At 67.5% G+C, this 15,108-nt stretch carries 12 protein-coding genes and 2 pseudogenes; 8 read left to right on the top strand and 6 right to left on the bottom strand.

Annotated elements, in window-relative coordinates:
- Positions 1 to 196: 196 nt before the first annotated feature.
- Positions 197 to 2,035, top strand: coding sequence for a phosphomethylpyrimidine synthase ThiC (gene thiC / locus A6A29_RS37680; RefSeq protein WP_073727648.1), 1,839 nt, complete (start codon positions 197 to 199; stop codon positions 2,033 to 2,035).
- Between the two features lie 50 nt (positions 2,036 to 2,085).
- Here the strand turns inward: thiC and A6A29_RS37675 are convergent, their stop codons facing one another.
- Positions 2,086 to 2,439: a hypothetical protein gene (locus A6A29_RS37675; protein WP_143197143.1), complete on the bottom strand. Its 354-nt coding sequence runs from the start codon at positions 2,437 to 2,439 to the stop codon at positions 2,086 to 2,088.
- 532 nt (positions 2,440 to 2,971) lie between these two features.
- Positions 2,972 to 3,907: a tetratricopeptide repeat protein gene (locus A6A29_RS37670; RefSeq protein ID WP_241838793.1), complete on the bottom strand. Its 936-nt coding sequence runs from the start codon at positions 3,905 to 3,907 to the stop codon at positions 2,972 to 2,974.
- Between the two features lie 35 nt (positions 3,908 to 3,942).
- Between A6A29_RS37670 and A6A29_RS37665 the strand changes: the two are divergent.
- From A6A29_RS37665 to A6A29_RS37655, 3 genes and pseudogenes are all read left to right on the top strand, one after another.
- Positions 3,943 to 5,028: pseudogene (locus tag A6A29_RS37665) on the top strand (FtsK/SpoIIIE domain-containing protein); the annotation flags it as partial.
- On the top strand, positions 5,025 to 5,219 hold the full coding sequence (locus tag A6A29_RS37660; protein ID WP_073727644.1) for a hypothetical protein: 195 nt from the start codon (positions 5,025 to 5,027) through the stop codon (positions 5,217 to 5,219). The pseudogene A6A29_RS37665 and the gene A6A29_RS37660, both read left to right, overlap by 4 nt.
- 272 nt (positions 5,220 to 5,491) lie before the next feature.
- Positions 5,492 to 6,885 (top strand): annotated as a pseudogene (locus A6A29_RS37655) (replication initiator).
- Positions 6,886 to 7,032: 147 nt separating this feature from the next.
- Here the strand turns inward: A6A29_RS37655 and A6A29_RS37650 are convergent.
- Positions 7,033 to 8,589: a recombinase family protein gene (locus A6A29_RS37650; protein WP_198953547.1), complete on the bottom strand. Its 1,557-nt coding sequence runs from the start codon at positions 8,587 to 8,589 to the stop codon at positions 7,033 to 7,035.
- A 51-nt stretch (positions 8,590 to 8,640) separates the two neighbouring features.
- On the opposite strand from A6A29_RS37650, the gene A6A29_RS45600 reads away from it, so the two are divergent.
- Together A6A29_RS45600 and A6A29_RS37645 are read left to right on the top strand one after the other, a co-directional pair.
- Positions 8,641 to 8,796 carry a hypothetical protein gene (locus tag A6A29_RS45600; protein ID WP_158074502.1) on the top strand — a complete coding sequence of 52 codons (156 nt, stop codon included), beginning with the start codon at positions 8,641 to 8,643 and terminating at the stop codon, positions 8,794 to 8,796.
- A gap of 356 nt (positions 8,797 to 9,152) precedes the next feature.
- On the top strand, positions 9,153 to 9,509 hold the full coding sequence (locus tag A6A29_RS37645; protein WP_073727642.1) for a DUF805 domain-containing protein: 357 nt from the start codon (positions 9,153 to 9,155) through the stop codon (positions 9,507 to 9,509).
- 231 nt (positions 9,510 to 9,740) lie between these two features.
- Here A6A29_RS37645 and A6A29_RS37640 read toward each other — a convergent pair whose 3' ends face one another.
- The 3 genes from A6A29_RS37640 to A6A29_RS37630 form a co-directional block, all read right to left on the bottom strand.
- Positions 9,741 to 10,574: a hypothetical protein gene (locus A6A29_RS37640; protein ID WP_073727640.1), complete on the bottom strand. Its 834-nt coding sequence runs from the start codon at positions 10,572 to 10,574 to the stop codon at positions 9,741 to 9,743.
- A gap of 182 nt (positions 10,575 to 10,756) precedes the next feature.
- Positions 10,757 to 11,815: a metallophosphoesterase gene (locus A6A29_RS37635; RefSeq protein WP_073728111.1), complete on the bottom strand. Its 1,059-nt coding sequence runs from the start codon at positions 11,813 to 11,815 to the stop codon at positions 10,757 to 10,759.
- Between the two features lie 174 nt (positions 11,816 to 11,989).
- Positions 11,990 to 13,102, bottom strand: a complete 1,113-nt coding sequence (locus tag A6A29_RS37630; protein ID WP_073727638.1) for a LacI family DNA-binding transcriptional regulator — start codon at positions 13,100 to 13,102, stop codon at positions 11,990 to 11,992.
- Positions 13,103 to 13,460: 358 nt separating this feature from the next.
- Between A6A29_RS37630 and hisC the strand changes: the two genes are divergently transcribed.
- Positions 13,461 to 14,540, top strand: a complete 1,080-nt coding sequence (gene hisC / locus A6A29_RS37625) for a histidinol-phosphate transaminase (RefSeq protein ID WP_073727636.1) — start codon at positions 13,461 to 13,463, stop codon at positions 14,538 to 14,540.
- Positions 14,541 to 14,923: 383 nt separating this feature from the next.
- The coding region (locus tag A6A29_RS47270; RefSeq protein ID WP_241838792.1) for a cytochrome ubiquinol oxidase subunit I at positions 14,924 to 15,108 on the top strand (185 nt) is incomplete at its 3' end.

The raw sequence follows: 15,108 nt of genomic DNA, 5'->3' as shown, positions 1-15,108 counted from the left end.
GGGGCGATCATCGCAAGAACGGGAGGGGTCCTCTGGTCAGCTCGCCAGGAAGGGCGCTAGCGTGGTGGCACCTTTGCACACGCGGGAGCTCGGAGCACCGGGCTGAGAGGGCGCTGACCTCCGTACTCCGTACGGGACATGCTGCGCCGACCGCCGAACCTGTTACCGGGTAATGCCGGCGTAGGGAGTAGGTCTCATGACCACATCGGACGCACGCACGCCTGCCTCGAAGCAGAATGACCAGGATGCGCGGAATGCGCAGCAGGGTCAGGACGCACCGGACGACGAGGCCGGGAAGTCCATCGGATGGCACAAGGGATACGTCCAGGGCTCGCGCCCGGACCTCCGGGTGCCGGTCCGTCAGGTGCACCTCACCAACGGCAACGACGTGACGCTGTACGACACGTCGGGGCCGTACACCGATCCCTCCATCGACACCGATGTCCGCCGCGGGCTCGCACCGCTGCGGGAGAACTGGATCATCGCCCGCGGTGACACCGAGGAGTACGCGGGCCGTCCGGGCCGCCCCGAGGACGACGGGCTCAAGCACACCTCGCCGCGCGGCGGGCTGCGCAACCTCGACGCCGTCTTCCCGGGCCGCCCGCGCCAGCCGCGCCGCAGTCGGGACGGGCGCCCCGTCACCCAGCTCGCGTACGCCCGACGGGGCGAGATCACCCCTGAGATGGAGTACGTCGCGATCCGGGAGAACGTCGGGCCCGAGGTCGTACGCGAGGAGATCGCCGCAGGCCGGGCCGTGCTGCCCGCGAACGTCAACCACCCGGAGATCGAGCCGATGATCATCGGCAAGCGGTTCCTGGTGAAGGTCAACGCCAACATCGGCAACTCCGCCGTCACCTCCTCCATCGAGGAAGAAGTGGACAAGATGACCTGGGCGACCAAATGGGGCGCCGATACGGTCATGGACCTCTCCACCGGGCGCAACATCCACACCACCCGTGAGTGGGTACTGCGTAACTCCCCGGTGCCGATCGGCACCGTTCCCCTTTATCAGGCCCTCGAAAAGGTCGACGGCAGGGCGGAGGAGCTGACCTGGGAGATCTACAAGGACACGGTCATCGAGCAGGCCGAGCAGGGCGTCGACTACATGACGGTGCACGCCGGTGTGCGTCTGCCGTACGTGCCGCTGACCGCCCGCCGCAAGACCGGCATCGTCTCCCGCGGCGGTTCGATCATGGCCGCCTGGTGCCTCGCGCACCACAAGGAGTCGTTCCTGTACGACCACTTCGAGGAGCTCTGCGAGATCCTCGCGACGTACGACGTGACGTACTCGCTGGGCGACGGCCTGCGCCCCGGGTCGATCGCCGACGCCAACGACGAGGCGCAGTTCGCCGAACTCCGCACGCTGGGCGAGCTGAACACGATCGCCAAGCGGTTCGGCGTCCAGACGATGATCGAGGGACCGGGGCATGTCCCGATGCACAAGATCAAGGAGAACATCGACCTCCAGCAGGAGATCTGCGAGGAGGCGCCGTTCTACACGCTCGGCCCGCTGACCACCGATGTCGCTCCGGCGTACGACCACATCACCTCCGGCATCGGCGCGGCGATGATCGCCTGGTGGGGGACGGCGATGCTCTGTTACGTCACGCCCAAGGAGCACCTGGGGCTGCCCAACCGGGACGACGTGAAGACCGGTGTGATCACCTACAAGATCGCGGCCCATGCGGCTGACCTCGCCAAGGGGCACCCGGGGGCGCAGGACTGGGACGACGCGCTGTCGGACGCGCGGTTCGAGTTCCGCTGGGAGGACCAGTTCAATCTGGCTCTGGACCCGGTCACGGCGCGGGAGTTCCACGACGAGACGCTGCCTGCCGAACCGGCGAAGACGGCGCATTTCTGCTCGATGTGCGGGCCGAAATTCTGCTCGATGAAGATTAGCAGAAGCATCACAGAACGGTTCGGTGGTGACGCGGATTCGGTCGCGACGGATCAAGAGATCGCGGAAGGGATGCTGGCCAAGTCACAGGAGTTTGCGCAGTCGGGCAACCGCGTGTACTTGCCGCTGGCTGACTGAATGACGAGGGGGCAGGTCATCGGCCTGCCCCCTCGCTTTCTAGTCGCCCTTCACTTTTCCCAAACGGTCGCCTGCGCGATGAACTCGTCCTCACCGGCGTCCACACTCTTCACTTCCAAGAGGGCCGCACGGCCACCGTTGGTCAGAATGCAAAATCGGGTTCCCGTTTCAACGTTGATGTTGTCAACGCCGTGTGTGCTCACCCGCGCGGCACAGCTCTCCGGCGTGACCTTCGTGCCCGGTTCCAGCTCCACACCCTGAACATCGTGGGAGAAGTACGCAGTAACCGTGTTGCCCTTGGGCTGTCCCCAACTTGCCTGCAAGTCGCCCCCGGAGTTTCTGGTCCGCGAAGTGGGGGCCGTATCCAGGTCGGTGTACTCATACACAGCAACGAGCTCGCCCAACCATCTCACTTTGGGGTCGTCCTGACTGGACGGGCGTGGTTGAGTTTCCGGAGTCTGGCCACTCGCATGACTCTCCGGCGTCTGACGGTCGTCTTGCTCCTCACCGATGGCAAAGAGGGAGCCGCCAAAGATGGTAAAGAGGGCGGTGATCAGTGCAGCAATGGCGCCGATGAGAGCTGTTGGACCTTGCCAGTCTCGTCGCCGCGGAGGCCCTGGAGGCTCTGGATCACCTCCGCCCCCGCCTGCGCTCCCCGCTGCCCCACCCGAACCGTTCGACGACATCCACTGACCTCCCTTGGGAGCTAGATTTTGGCACTCACTGATCGAAGCTAGCCAGTGGACGGTCGTCCTTGCGACAGAAACGGGACAGTCAGCCTCGCAGTTCTCTGACGTTCATCTGGGCGAATTCGGATCGGTACGGTCGGTGTCATGTCCGGGGAGCGTCGGTTGGTCGCGCTCGTCTTCAGCGCCGGTGGTCGTGCGCTGCCTGGCCCGGTGAGGGGAGCAGGGGCCGAGTCATGCATGTGGCTGGTCAGAACGGAAGCTCTGGCGTGCTTGTGCCACGCGTGATGGTCGAGATCCGTTCATGGAAGTCGCGCGTGGATGCCTCACGGGGGAAGCGGGCGCGAAGTTCGTTGTCCAGCTCGTTGGCGACCAAGAGCAGGGAGGGGAGAGACTTCCGGTCGGCTGCGAGGGCCGCAGTGCCCTTGCCTACGGCCTCCTCTATCTCACCAGTCCGGGCAGCGGCGACTCCGAGCGTGAGGCGGGCTTCTGCGGCAGGCATGGGTGAGATCTCGGTGCCGTCCGGGCCAGTGCTGATCCGGACCACCGACCGGGCGTGGGCGGCGGCGCGCTCGTCGTCACCGAGCAGGCGGTAGGCGTCCATCTCGTAGAAGTCCCATTTATCAGGGTCGATGATGAAGTGGTGCTCGGGGTGATCCGGGCGGGCCAGGCGGTCCAGCCTCGCTCGCCCGGCGTCCAGGGAGTCGCGGACCAATCGCGCGTCTCCCATCCGGGCGGCGGCGCGGGCCTTGTGCGCGTACAACTGCACGCCGACGGAATGCGTCTGATCGGCGACGTGACCGGCTTCCACTGCGGTGAGCATGTCCTGCCATCGGCTCTGGGTGAGGGCAAACCATGCCTCGATCGCCCACGCCCATGCCTTGATCTCGCCGTGACCGGCCTCTTCGCCGATCCGGAGTGCGGCGGCCTTGCTTAGGTTGGCGGCTTCCCGCTGCCCCCGGTCGTACTGGATGCACGCATTGAGCAGGAACAGCCACCCGGAATCAACGAGTAGCTCCCGGTGCTGACGCAGTGTCATCCGGCTTTCAAGCTGCTTGGTGACGTACTGCAAGCCGTTCCGAGTGCGCTGGTGCAGGTAGTCGGCATCGGCGTACGGGTAGGCGCGGGCCAACTGGTCGATGCCCTGCTCGATCGACTCCAGGGCGGCACTGTTGATGCTGGACATCTCCGTACGCCGCAGCAGCTCGGCGATGTCCCACCGTCAGAGGTGAACCGCTGCGCACCCGCACCCCGCGCTACTCCTTCCCGCGTCCCACGCCGAACGGTCTGGAACTGCTGGTGCGGCTTCACCCGGGGCAGACTCCGGCCCCGTTCCTCGGGGCGGCCGACGCCTTCGCGCACACCTGGCGCATACACGCCGTACGCGTCACCTCGCCGGAACGTGGCGTCGTACTGATCGCCGCGACGGCCAGTGACCCTCTGGAGCATCCCGGCCGTCCCGCCGTGCGGGAGTCGGCGGCGCTGCTGTCGGCGGTCGTCGGCGCACTGGAGACGGGCCATGCGTGGGTCATGGACTTCCGGCGCGTGCCGCACTGGCTGATCGTCGGCGCGACACAGTCGGGCAAGTCCACCCTGATCACGCGGCTCATCACCGAACTCGCCCCGCAACCGGTCGCCCTGGTCGGCATCGACTGCAAGGGCGGCATGGAACTGGGGCTGGTCGAACAGCGGCTCTCCGCCCTGGCCACCTGCCGCAGTGAGGCGGTCATCGTGCTTGGCTCGCTGGTGACCGACATGCAGGAGCGCATGACGCTCTGCCGCGAGGCGGGCGCCCGCTCGATATGGGACCTGCCCGACAAGCAACGCCCGGTGCCGGTCGTCGTGATCGTCGACGAACTGGCAGAGCTGTACCTGACCAACGGCGCCAAAGACCAACGGTCAGAGGCAGAGAAGTGCTCGACCTACCTCCTGCGCCTGGCCCAACTCGGCGCGGCCCTCGGCATCCACCTGGTGGTGGCGGGGCAGCGGGTCGGCTCCGACCTTGGGCCCGGAGTCACCGCGTTGCGAGCCCAGTTGGGCGGCCGGATCTGTCACCGTGTCAACGATCCCGGCACGGCGGAAATGGCGCTCGGCGACCTCAACAAGGACGCCGTGGTGGTCGCACAGTCGATCGCTAAGACGGAACAGGGTGTCGCCGTGACGACGGGCGACCTGGGCGGCTGGATGCGGGGCCGCTCCCGTCTGACCACAACAACCGAAGTGCAGGAGGCAGCGGCGGAGTTCGCGGACCTGACCCCGCACCTGCCGTACCTCGCGAACGCGACCGACGGGGGTACTGAGATATGAGCGATTCGACAGCTCTGCCGCTGATGCTCGTCTTCGGGCTCGTCACCGTGCTCCTCGTCCGCTCCCGCGAGGTGCGGTGGTGGGAAGCGGTACTGATCGCCCTGTTCGGCATGTACCTGGGACAGACACCGGCCATCTTCACGGCGGACGGCCTCGTGAACTGGTTCCTGTCCGCCTTCACCCACACCTGAGACAACCAGGGAGACACCGAAGTATGCCCATGCGCCGTGTCCGCTGCCCCGTCTGCAAGGGCGAGCGCTACCGCAAGACCCGTTCCGGCCACCGGCGGCGCTGCCGCTGCTGCCGGGGCACCGGCACCATCCGCTAACCCACCGACTGACGGACCGGGAGTGATCTCCATGGACGAATCCCACCCAGCCCAAACCATCCGTGCCGCTACGGCGGCCAACCCCGGGAGGTCGCCACCATCCCCGCCGAGAATCCCTCGGCTCACAGACGCGCCGTGCTCGACCGCGCGGCGCGTCTGCGTCAGCTCTCCGAAGTCGACCAAGACCTGATACGCCTCGTCCAAGACCCCCGGTTCGGCTGGTGGCTTGAGCAAGTCACCGCTACTGGTGGCTGCGCCCACCCGGTCCAGCTCTCCGGATCGACCACCACCCGTGATGCCGACACGGGCGAAGTCCTGCACCACTACGACACCGGCACAGAGCCCGGCGAACGGCTGCTGATCCGCTGCCGCAACCGCCGCGCCACCGTCTGCGCCCCCTGCTCCCGCCTCCACGCGGGCGACACCTTCCACCTGGTCCGCGCCGGACTCGTCGGCGGCAAGTTGGTACCGGCGGACGTACGGGAACGCCCCCGCCTCTTCCTCACCCTGACGGCCCCCTCCTTCGGACCCGTCCACCGCACCACCGCAGACGGCGAACGATGCCGTCCCCGCCGTCACGCCGACCAGTGCGAGCACGGACGCTCACCCGGCTGCCCGGCCACCCATGACGCGACTGATCCGTTTGTCGGGCAACCGCTCTGTTCCGGCTGTTACGACTACCCGGCCCACGTCCTGTGGCACGCGCACGCCGGACGGCTGTGGAAGGCGTTCACAGACAACCTCTACCACCACCTCGCCGCACGCACCGGCCTGCGGCGCACCGTGCGCATCTCCTACGCCAAAGTCGCCGAGTACCAGAAGCGCGGCGCCGTCCACGTCCACGCCGTGGTCCGACTCGACGGCGCACACGGGCCCGATACCCCGCCCCCGGCCTGGGCGACCGCCGAACTCCTCGCCGCCGTGGTGCGCACCGCTGCGGCGGCCGTACATCTTCGCACCCCGTACAGCCCGGCCCTTGGCGAATATGAGCTGCGCTGGGGCGGCCAGCTCGACGCCCGGCCGCTCCAAGCCTTCGGCGGTCGCGAGGGACTGGCCGATGATGCCGTAGGGCGTACGTCGCGAAGTACGTCACCAAAGGAGCGGCCGACTCCTCCGCCGGCCTCGACCACCCGGTGACCAGCCCCAACGACATCACAACGGCACGGCTGTCATCTCACCTACGTACCCTCATAGGCGTCTGCTGGCGACTCGGCGGCCTTCCGGAACTGGAGCCGCTGCGCCTGCGCGCCTGGGCCCACACCCTCGGATACCGGGGCCACATCCTCACCAAGTCCCGTGCCTACTCGACCACTTACGGGGCCCTGCGCGCCGAACGCGCCGACCACGAACGGGCCGCGCCCGACTACGCCGACGAGCCCGACGCGATCACCGATGCCCACTGGCGATACGTCGGCTCCGGTCACACTCCCGGCGCTGCCCTCATCGCCGCTGGGGTCGCTGAGGACCAGGCCCAGAACCGCGAGATCGCTCGCGCGGAATCGGAGTCTGTGGGTGGTGCCGCGACATGACCCGATCGGCGGCGAGACGCACAGAACAGAAACGTGAGACAGACGAGGAAGCGGCGGTGGCGGCGTGGATCGAGCGCCACGTACGCGAGTCACCGCCGCTCTCGGACGATCAGTTACACAGGATGGGGGAGATTCTGGGGGTACGGCTCACTCGTCGGAGCGCCACACGGGCTTGAGGAGTTCCACGTCGAAGGCTTTGTTGCCCTTGCCGCCAGGGATCGCGACGATCGCGTGGACGGCCTTTTTGATGAGTTCTCGCCTCTGGGAGAGTGTCTTGGATTCCCAAGATTGGGCGATGTCCTCGCGTGCTGCCTCGGCTGCGGCCTTCATCGCCAAATGCTTGGCCTGGTCCGCACGGAGTTCCTTGACGCGCGCTTCCAGTGCGGGGAGATTCCTGAAGAACATTTCGTCCTCTACCTCCCCGTCCTGCCAGCGCTTTTCCAGCGCCTTGCGGCTTTGTACGGCGCGTTCCAGATCATCGGCCTTGTCCCACTCGGGTACCTCCCGTGTGGCGGACTCGGCCTCCGCCTTTAGCTTGGCGATCACCAGCCGCTCGATGTGCCGGTCTGTCTTGTCGCCGCGCTTGTAGGTCTTGTTGCACCCACTGTCTACGGTCTTCTTGCACATATAGGCGTGCTGGTACTTCAACCAGTCGTTGGCCTTGATGCCAATCATCTTGTTGTTGCAGGTGGTTCCGTCCTCAAGCACGTTGCCGCATCTGAGAATCCCGGTGAGTAGGTACTTGTGGACCAGGCCCCCGAGCGGCACACCGGCTCCATGGCCTCGCCCCCGAATCTCGGCCGTGACGGCATACCACTCCCGCGGCGTGATGATCGGCTCCCACTCACCCGTGATCGGCTGGTCGTCACCGTCCCGGACCAACTCGCCCTTGATCTCCCGGTAGCCGCACAGGCGAGCGTTCTTGAGGATCTGCTTGACGGTCTGGTACTGGAAGGGATTTCCGCGACTCGTGATGAACTCGGCTTCCTTCCACTGCGCGGTGATCTCGGAAATGGACGCTCCGGCGATCACGTCATGTACCGCCTTGCGGATCGCGGCGGCCTCCTCCGGTCGGAGCGTGATCTTGTCGTCGTCCCAGCCGAAGGGACGCCATGCGGCAACAGACTGACCTCGGATGGCGCGGCTGCGATGGCTGTTCCTGGTGCGGCGCTGCTTCTTCCGCGTCTCGCTCAGGGACATGGCGACACCCACCAGCCCCTTGATCTCGAACCCCTCGGCGTACAGGTCCTGCGTGCCGTTCGAGTCGTGGTACACACGGCCTTCCTGCGAGGTGAACGCCTTGAGGTAGCGCTCCCAGTCGCTTGGACGCCGGTAGAGGCGGTCATCGTTGACCGCCATCACGCCGTGGATCGGGTAGCCCTCCGGCGTGGTCCCGGTCCCCAGGTCTTTGATCAGCTGCTCGAAATCGTCGCGGACGACGCTCTCTTTGCTGGCGCTCTTGTCGTTGTCGGTGTACCGGTAGACCACAAGCCACCCGAGTCTGCGGGCGTTAGTCACCATGTCCCGGTGCTGGTCCTCGATGCCGTGAGCGTCCTTCACACGGCCGTCGAACGAGATACGGGCGTAGCAGACCACGCACTTCAGGGACGGGTCTGCGGAGAGCATCGCGCGGACGTCCTCGACGGACGGCAGCCTTTCGGGAACTCCTCGTAACTGGCTGATGATCTCTTCGCGCTTCTCCATCGGGAGCCTCCGCCTGTTTGGTGGTCGAGCCGATGCGACCACGCTAACGGTGTGGAGCATCTGGTGATGCTCTGTTCGATGAAGATCTCCCAGGACATCCGGCGCGAGCACGGCGGTTCGCGGGCGGAGATCGAGACGGGCATGGCGGAGAAGTCGAAGGAGTTCGCGGCCTCGGGCAACCGGGTTTATCTGCCGATCGCGGACTGACCGGAATCCTGGCCTCCGATCTGGGGGAAGGAGCCGGGGTGTGGGGAATCCCCTGACGCACGGAGGGACGTGGCGGCGTCGCCCAGGGAGCCTTTTGCGCCCGGGCGACGCCGTACTCCGGCACAGCGGGGTCTCAACAACTGTCCGCAACAGGCCGTTTCGGTCATAGAGGAGCCATTTGCCATGGATTCCGCACTGGTTGAGCGACGGTATGGACACGGTAGTGCTGCAGCTGGATGTACGTTTCGCCCCCGGCCCGCCTGCGCTTGACCGCGTCCTTATCTGTGCCTTACTTTCCGGCATGCCTGGCTGGAAAATGTGAGCCCTCGCACGGGGGGCCCGGGGAGGGAATCACCATGAACTGGTACCTGGACGTACTCAAGAACTACGCAGGCTTCAGCGGTCGTGCACGCCGCAAGGAGTACTGGATGTTCGTGCTCTTCAACTTCATCGCTGCCGTGATCCTGATGGTCATCGGCGGGGTGATAGACACGCAGATCCCGTACTACATCTACCTCGTCGCGGTCATCGTCCCCTCGATCGCGGTCATCGTGCGCCGGCTGCACGACACCGGCCGTTCGGGCTGGTGGATCCTGATCTCGCTCGTCCCGCTGGTCGGCGGCATCATCCTGCTGGTCTTCCTGGCCACCGAGGGCAAGTACGAGGCGAACGAGTACGGTGCCAACCCGAAGCTGGCGCCGCAGGGCATCTGATTCACCGCTCCGGCCCGTCACGGGCCGGAGCACCGCACGGGCCGGGTGCAGCGCGAGCTGCCCCGGCCTTTGCCGTGTCCGCGCGGGCGTGCGCGGGGCGGGCTGCTTTCAACGGTCCGTCGTGACATCACCGGATGCCCGCGCGGGCATGCGCGGGGCGGGCACGGGCTGCCTGATGCGCGCGGGGTGTCGCCCACCGGCCGACGGGTGGTGGCCGGTGGCCGGGGGCCGTCAGTCCGGCTGGTGCTCGGGGCCGCCGAAGTCCGGGCTCGTGAAGTCGGGGCTGGTGAAGGTCGGCCGCGGTCCCGCCGAGGGGCCGTCCTCCGGACCGGAGAAGTCCGGGCTGCTGTAGCCGATCTTCGGGATGCGGTTCGGGGAGCGGTGCGGGGTCCGCGCGGCGGGACCGGCGGTCGGATCGTCCAGGGCGTCCCGCAGGAACGGCAGGATCCCGCGCTCCAGCAGGGCGTGGCGCCAGGCCTCCCTGGCCCGCGCGATCTCTTCCGGGAGCTCCTGCTCCTCGTTCTCGGCGGACAGCGAGGACGCACCGTTGTGAAGCGCGGTGACCAGCAGTCCCGTGGCGGCGACGAGGCTGGACACCGCGGCGAGGGCCCCGAAGAACCACCCGGCCGTGACCATGGTGCCGGCGAAGGCGAGCGACGGGCTGACGGCCTTCAGGACGTAGCCGACCAGCAGGAAGATCAGGGAGGCCGTCCCCGCCAGGACCGGAGCCAGGACCGTGACGGCCGCGCCTATGCCGCCCGTACGGTCCGTCCCGCCCAGCGGTGTACCGAGGCCCGGTTCCTGATCCTCGTCCTGGTCCGCCGCACCCGTGGGCGTACGCAGCTCGCCGCGGGCGCGCACATAGTGCTCGTACTCCGTGGCGGCGGCCGCGGTGATCAGGTCCGTGGCGTTCAGCGCCATGGTGCGCAGCTGTTCCGTGTTGAGACGGTCCCCGACGCCGTCCAGATCCGGGCGTTCATGAGCATGACGAAGTGCGTCACCGAGGATCCGCTCGTACTCGGGGCGGTCCTCGGCCAGCAGGTGCGGAGCGCTAGTCATATGCATCCCCCGATGCTCCGTAGGGCCTGATGCCCCGAGACGGCCGGGCGATCGGGCGGAAACGGAGGAGAGCCTGCTACTGATACGCCGATGGTAGAGCGCTCACGGCACGGGGTGACAGGGGCTTTCCGTAATTGGGCCCGGTGATCGGCGGGGTCAGGTCGTGTATGCGTCTTCCCCGACAGCCCTCAGTCATGCAGGGGGAGTTGGACGACCAGCAGTTTTCCGGCCATGGTCACTCCGCCGTCCATGGCGATGGCGAGCCCGTCCGCGTACACATGCGGACCGTTCACCACCGGTCCCGCACCGTTCTCGCTGTCCTCCGAACCGACCTCGCCGAGCAGATACGGAATGGGGCTGTGACCATGGACGACGCGCTGTCCGCCGTAGGTCGTCATCAGCTCGCGCACCGCCTGGGAGCCGCCCTCGTCGCGGAAGGCGAAGCGCTTGGTGAGCTTGCGGAAGAGGTCCCAGCACTCGTCGGCGTCGTTGCGCGTGAGAATGGCGTGCACCGTGTCGTTGACGTCCTCGATGGTGGACCCGTAGTCGAGGTACGCCGTCGTGTCGGAGTGCATCAGCAGGTGCCCGTCCTCCTCGACGACCGCGTCGAGCCGGGACATCCACTGGAGGTGGACGTCCTGGAGCCGCTCCATGTCCGTCTTCTGGCCGCCGTTGAGCAGCCAGGCGGCCTGGAAGGTGGCGGTGCCGGCTCCGGAGTTGACCGGGGTGTCGGCGAACCGCTTGGCGCCGATCAGTAGCAGCTCGTGGTTTCCCATGAGGGCCTTGCAGTAGCCGCCCGCGGCCGCCGCCTCGGCGGAGAGGCGCATGACGAGGTCGATGACGCCGATGCCGTCCGGGCCGCGGTCCGTGAAGTCACCGAGGAACCACAGCCGGGCGTTGCCCGCGGTCCAGTTGCCGTCGGCGTCGACGAGACCCTGTTCGGCGAGGGCGGCCAGCAGCTCGTCCAGATAGCCGTGGACGTCACCCACGACATACAGCGGTCCGCGCTCCGTAGCGGGAACGGCCTGCGGGGCCGGGACGGTCCGCGCCCGGACCGTGTCGCCGCGATGGATGACGGGAAGGTCGCGTTCGGTGGGCGTGTAGCCCTCCGGCGGCTCGTCGCCGGGCATGGCGTTGCCCGGGTGCGGTGGGTGCCGAGGCACAGGTGTCTGCGCATACGGCGGTACGCGGAAGTCGCGCAACGTCGCCGTCCGCACCACGGGTTCCTGACCGGCCCCCTGAGTCATCGACCCCTCCACCACCGTCGCGCCGCCGTACACCTGACGGGCCGTGCCTGGTAGAGGTGGTCCGCGGTGTCGTGCGCCCATCATAGGAATGCGGATCGTGCTGTGTGACGCACCAGGGGTGGTGAATCCGGGCGCACGCACGGTTCACCGGCCAATTGGTCCGGAATAATACGATCAGTCCCCGCTCGGGGATCGTGGCGGGCTGACGGTGGTGCGGGGCGGACGCCGTTGCGAGGAGGTCCGGACGATGAGCTCCGTCGGTATCACCTGCTCCACCGGACCGTCGTGTTCGACGCCTTCGATGGCGTCGATGAGGAGCTGGACGACGGCTGTGCCGATGCGGTGCGGCTTGAGCGAGAGCGTCGTGATGGGCGGCTCGGTGCTCGCGTACACGGTGGACTCGCTGCAGCAGACCAGCAGCAGGTCCTCGGGGACCCGCAGACCGTAGCGGCGGGCGGCCGCCAGCAGATCGGTCCCGTTGGGGTCGAAGAGCCCGTAGACGGCGTCGGGGCGGTCCGGGCGGGCGAGGAGGCGGTCGGCGGCGACCGCGCCCGCGCAGGGGTCGTGGGCCGGGTAGGACTCGTAGACCGGGTCCTGGCCCACCCGCTCGCACCAGTGGAGGTACGCGGTGGTGGACAGCCGGGTGTATGTGTCGGTGGTGGTGCCGGTCAGCAGGCCGATACGGCGCGCTCCGGCGGCGGCGAGGTGGTCGAGGAGATCGAGTACGGCGGCCCGGTGGTCGTTGTCGACCCAGGCGGTGACCGGAAGCGTCCCGGCCGGGCGGCCGTCCGAGACGACGGGCAGGCCCTGGCGCACGAGTTCGGTGACGACCGGGTCCTGGTCGGAGGGGTCGATGACGACGGTGCCGTCGAGTGCGACGTTCGACCAGACGTCGTGACGGGAGGTGGCGGGAAGGATGACGAGGGCGTATCCGCGGTCGAGGGCCGCGGAGGTCGCGGCTCTGGCCATCTCCGCGAAGTACGCGAATTCGGTGAAGGTGAAAGGTTCATTCCCGTAGGTGGTCACGGTCAGGCCGATCAGGCCGGATCTGCCGGTACGGAGGGTTCGGGCCGCGGCGGACGGGCGGTAGCCCAGGCGCTCTGCGACCTCGCGGACATGGCGGCGGGTGGCGTCCGGGAGCCTGCCCTTGCCGTTGAGCGCGTCGGAGACGGTCGTGATCGAGACCCCGGCCGCGGCGGCCACGTCCCGGATACCCGCCCGTCCCGGCCGGCTGTTGCGCCGGGGTGTCTCCGTCCGGCTCACCTGGTGCTTCCCTGCTGCTGTCATGGCGAGCCGATAGTAGGGCTCGGAGGGGTGGTCAGGCCGGTCGCATATGCACACGTTGACAGGCACGTTTCTGCATGGTCATCATCGACCAAATACCTGAAAAATAAAGGGTGTTGGTCGCCTGGACCTCAGTGTGTCATGTGTCGAACGGTGTGGGCCTACTAAATGTTCGATGTTTCGAAGAGGTCTCAACTCACCACTTCGGGGGACGCGCGCCACGGAGTGAGCCACCGGCGTGCGTCGGGACAGAGAAACGCTCCCCCCTCGAACGATTCCTCGCTCCCGCCATTCGCAGCAGGGCTCAATCCTCATAAGGTGAGCAGTATTGATGCATGCGGATGACCTAGGAGGACCTGCGGTGAGCGAGACGAGCCCCAAGCTGCGTGCCGAGCTGGACGGTGTGCCTGCCTATGTGCCGGGCAAGCCGGCCGCCGCCGATGGACCGGTCGCCTTCAAGCTGTCCTCCAACGAGAACCCGTATCCGCCGCTGCCCGGAGTGCTGGAGTCCACGCTGGCCGCGGCCGCGGACTTCAACCGGTACCCGGACATGGCGTGTACCGCTCTGATGAATGAGCTGGCCGAACGCTTCGGTGTGCCCCTCGCGCACCTGGCGACCGGCACCGGATCGGTCGGTGTGGCCCAGCAGCTGCTCCAGGCCACCTCGGGCCCCGGCGACGAGGTCATCTACGCCTGGCGTTCCTTCGAGGCGTACCCGATCATCACCCAAGTCAGCGGGGCGACCTCGGTGAAGGTGCCGCTGACCGATGGCGAGGTGCACGATCTCGACGCGATGGCGGACGCGATCACCGACCGGACCCGGATGATCTTCGTCTGCAACCCGAACAACCCGACCGGCACCGCCGTGCGCAGGGCCGAGCTGGAGCGGTTCCTGGACCGGGTGCCGGGTGATGTCCTGGTGGTGCTCGACGAGGCGTACCGGGAGTTCGTCCGTGATGTCGAGGTGCCGGACGGCATCGAGATCTACCGGGACCGGCCCAATGTGGCGGTGCTGAGGACCTTCTCCAAGGCGTACGGCCTGGCAGGGCTGCGGGTCGGTTTCGCGGTGGCCCATGAGCCGGTGGCCGCCGCGCTGCGGAAGACGGCCGTCCCCTTCGGTGTCAGCCAGCTCGCGCAGGACGCGGCGGTCGCGTCGCTCCGGGCCGAGGACGAACTGCTGGGACGGGTCGGCTTCCTGGTCGGCGAGCGGACCCGGGTGTACGAGGGTCTGGTGGGGCAGGGGTGGACCGTTCCGGAGTCCCAGGCCAACTTCGTCTGGCTGCGGCTCGGTGACCGTACCGGCGACTTCGCCGCCGTCTGCGAGAAGGCCGGTGTCGTGGTGCGGCCGTTCGCGGGTGAGGGAGTGCGGGTCTCGGTCGGGGAGGGCGAGGCGAACGACCTGTTCCTGAAGGTGGCGGAGGAGTACCGCGCGCGGCTGTAGCGGAGGAGCGCCGCGCGGCTGCTGCGGAGAGGTGCCGCGCGGCTTTGGCCGACAGCGTTGAGCGGCGATCGGCGGCGATCGCCGCCCTCGGCCGCGCCGGCCGGCCGTTGCCGGTCGCGCCAGTACGTCCACCGGTGGCCCCGGACCCCGACCTGCGGGGTCCGGGGCCACCGCGCTGTCCTGGGGCGTTCCCGGTGGATTGCGGGTGGGATCGTGCTGAAAGTCCGAAGAGGGGTACCCCGCACGAACGCCCCGAAAGTCTGTGCGCCATAATGCTTGTGAATGTGAACGCGTTCACAAGCGTGTCATGGTTCGTCCCGTGATTGACGGGATTGACTGGGCAAGCTGCCGCTGTGACCACGGCGACCTAAGGAGAAGATGACGTGGACCTAGCTCTGGCGCCGGAGACCCTGGCGCGATGGCAGTTCGGTATTACCACCGTCTACCACTTCCTCTTCGTCCCCCTGACGATCTCGCTCGCCGCGCTCACCGCCGGCCTGCAGACCGCCTGGGTCCGGACGAGCAACGAGAAGTACCTCAGGGCCACCAAGTTCTGGGGCAAGCTCTT

It is taken from the genome of Streptomyces sp. TSRI0281, assembly GCF_001905125.1.
Lineage (GTDB): Bacteria > Actinomycetota > Actinomycetes > Streptomycetales > Streptomycetaceae > Streptomyces.
This window is presented reverse-complemented; position numbering and strand designations above follow the sequence as displayed.

Coding starts and splice junctions, on each gene's coding strand:
- thiC (WP_073727648.1), top strand. CDS start 197: ATGACCACATCGGACGCACGCACGCCTGCCTCGAAGCAGAATGACCAG.
- A6A29_RS37670 (WP_241838793.1), bottom strand. CDS start 3,907: ATGTCCAGCATCAACAGTGCCGCCCTGGAGTCGATCGAGCAGGGCATC.
- A6A29_RS37660 (WP_073727644.1), top strand. CDS start 5,025: ATGAGCGATTCGACAGCTCTGCCGCTGATGCTCGTCTTCGGGCTCGTC.
- A6A29_RS37650 (WP_198953547.1), bottom strand. CDS start 8,589: ATGGAGAAGCGCGAAGAGATCATCAGCCAGTTACGAGGAGTTCCCGAA.
- A6A29_RS37645 (WP_073727642.1), top strand. CDS start 9,153: ATGAACTGGTACCTGGACGTACTCAAGAACTACGCAGGCTTCAGCGGT.
- A6A29_RS37640 (WP_073727640.1), bottom strand. CDS start 10,574: ATGCATATGACTAGCGCTCCGCACCTGCTGGCCGAGGACCGCCCCGAG.
- A6A29_RS37635 (WP_073728111.1), bottom strand. CDS start 11,815: ATGACTCAGGGGGCCGGTCAGGAACCCGTGGTGCGGACGGCGACGTTG.
- A6A29_RS37630 (WP_073727638.1), bottom strand. CDS start 13,102: ATGACAGCAGCAGGGAAGCACCAGGTGAGCCGGACGGAGACACCCCGG.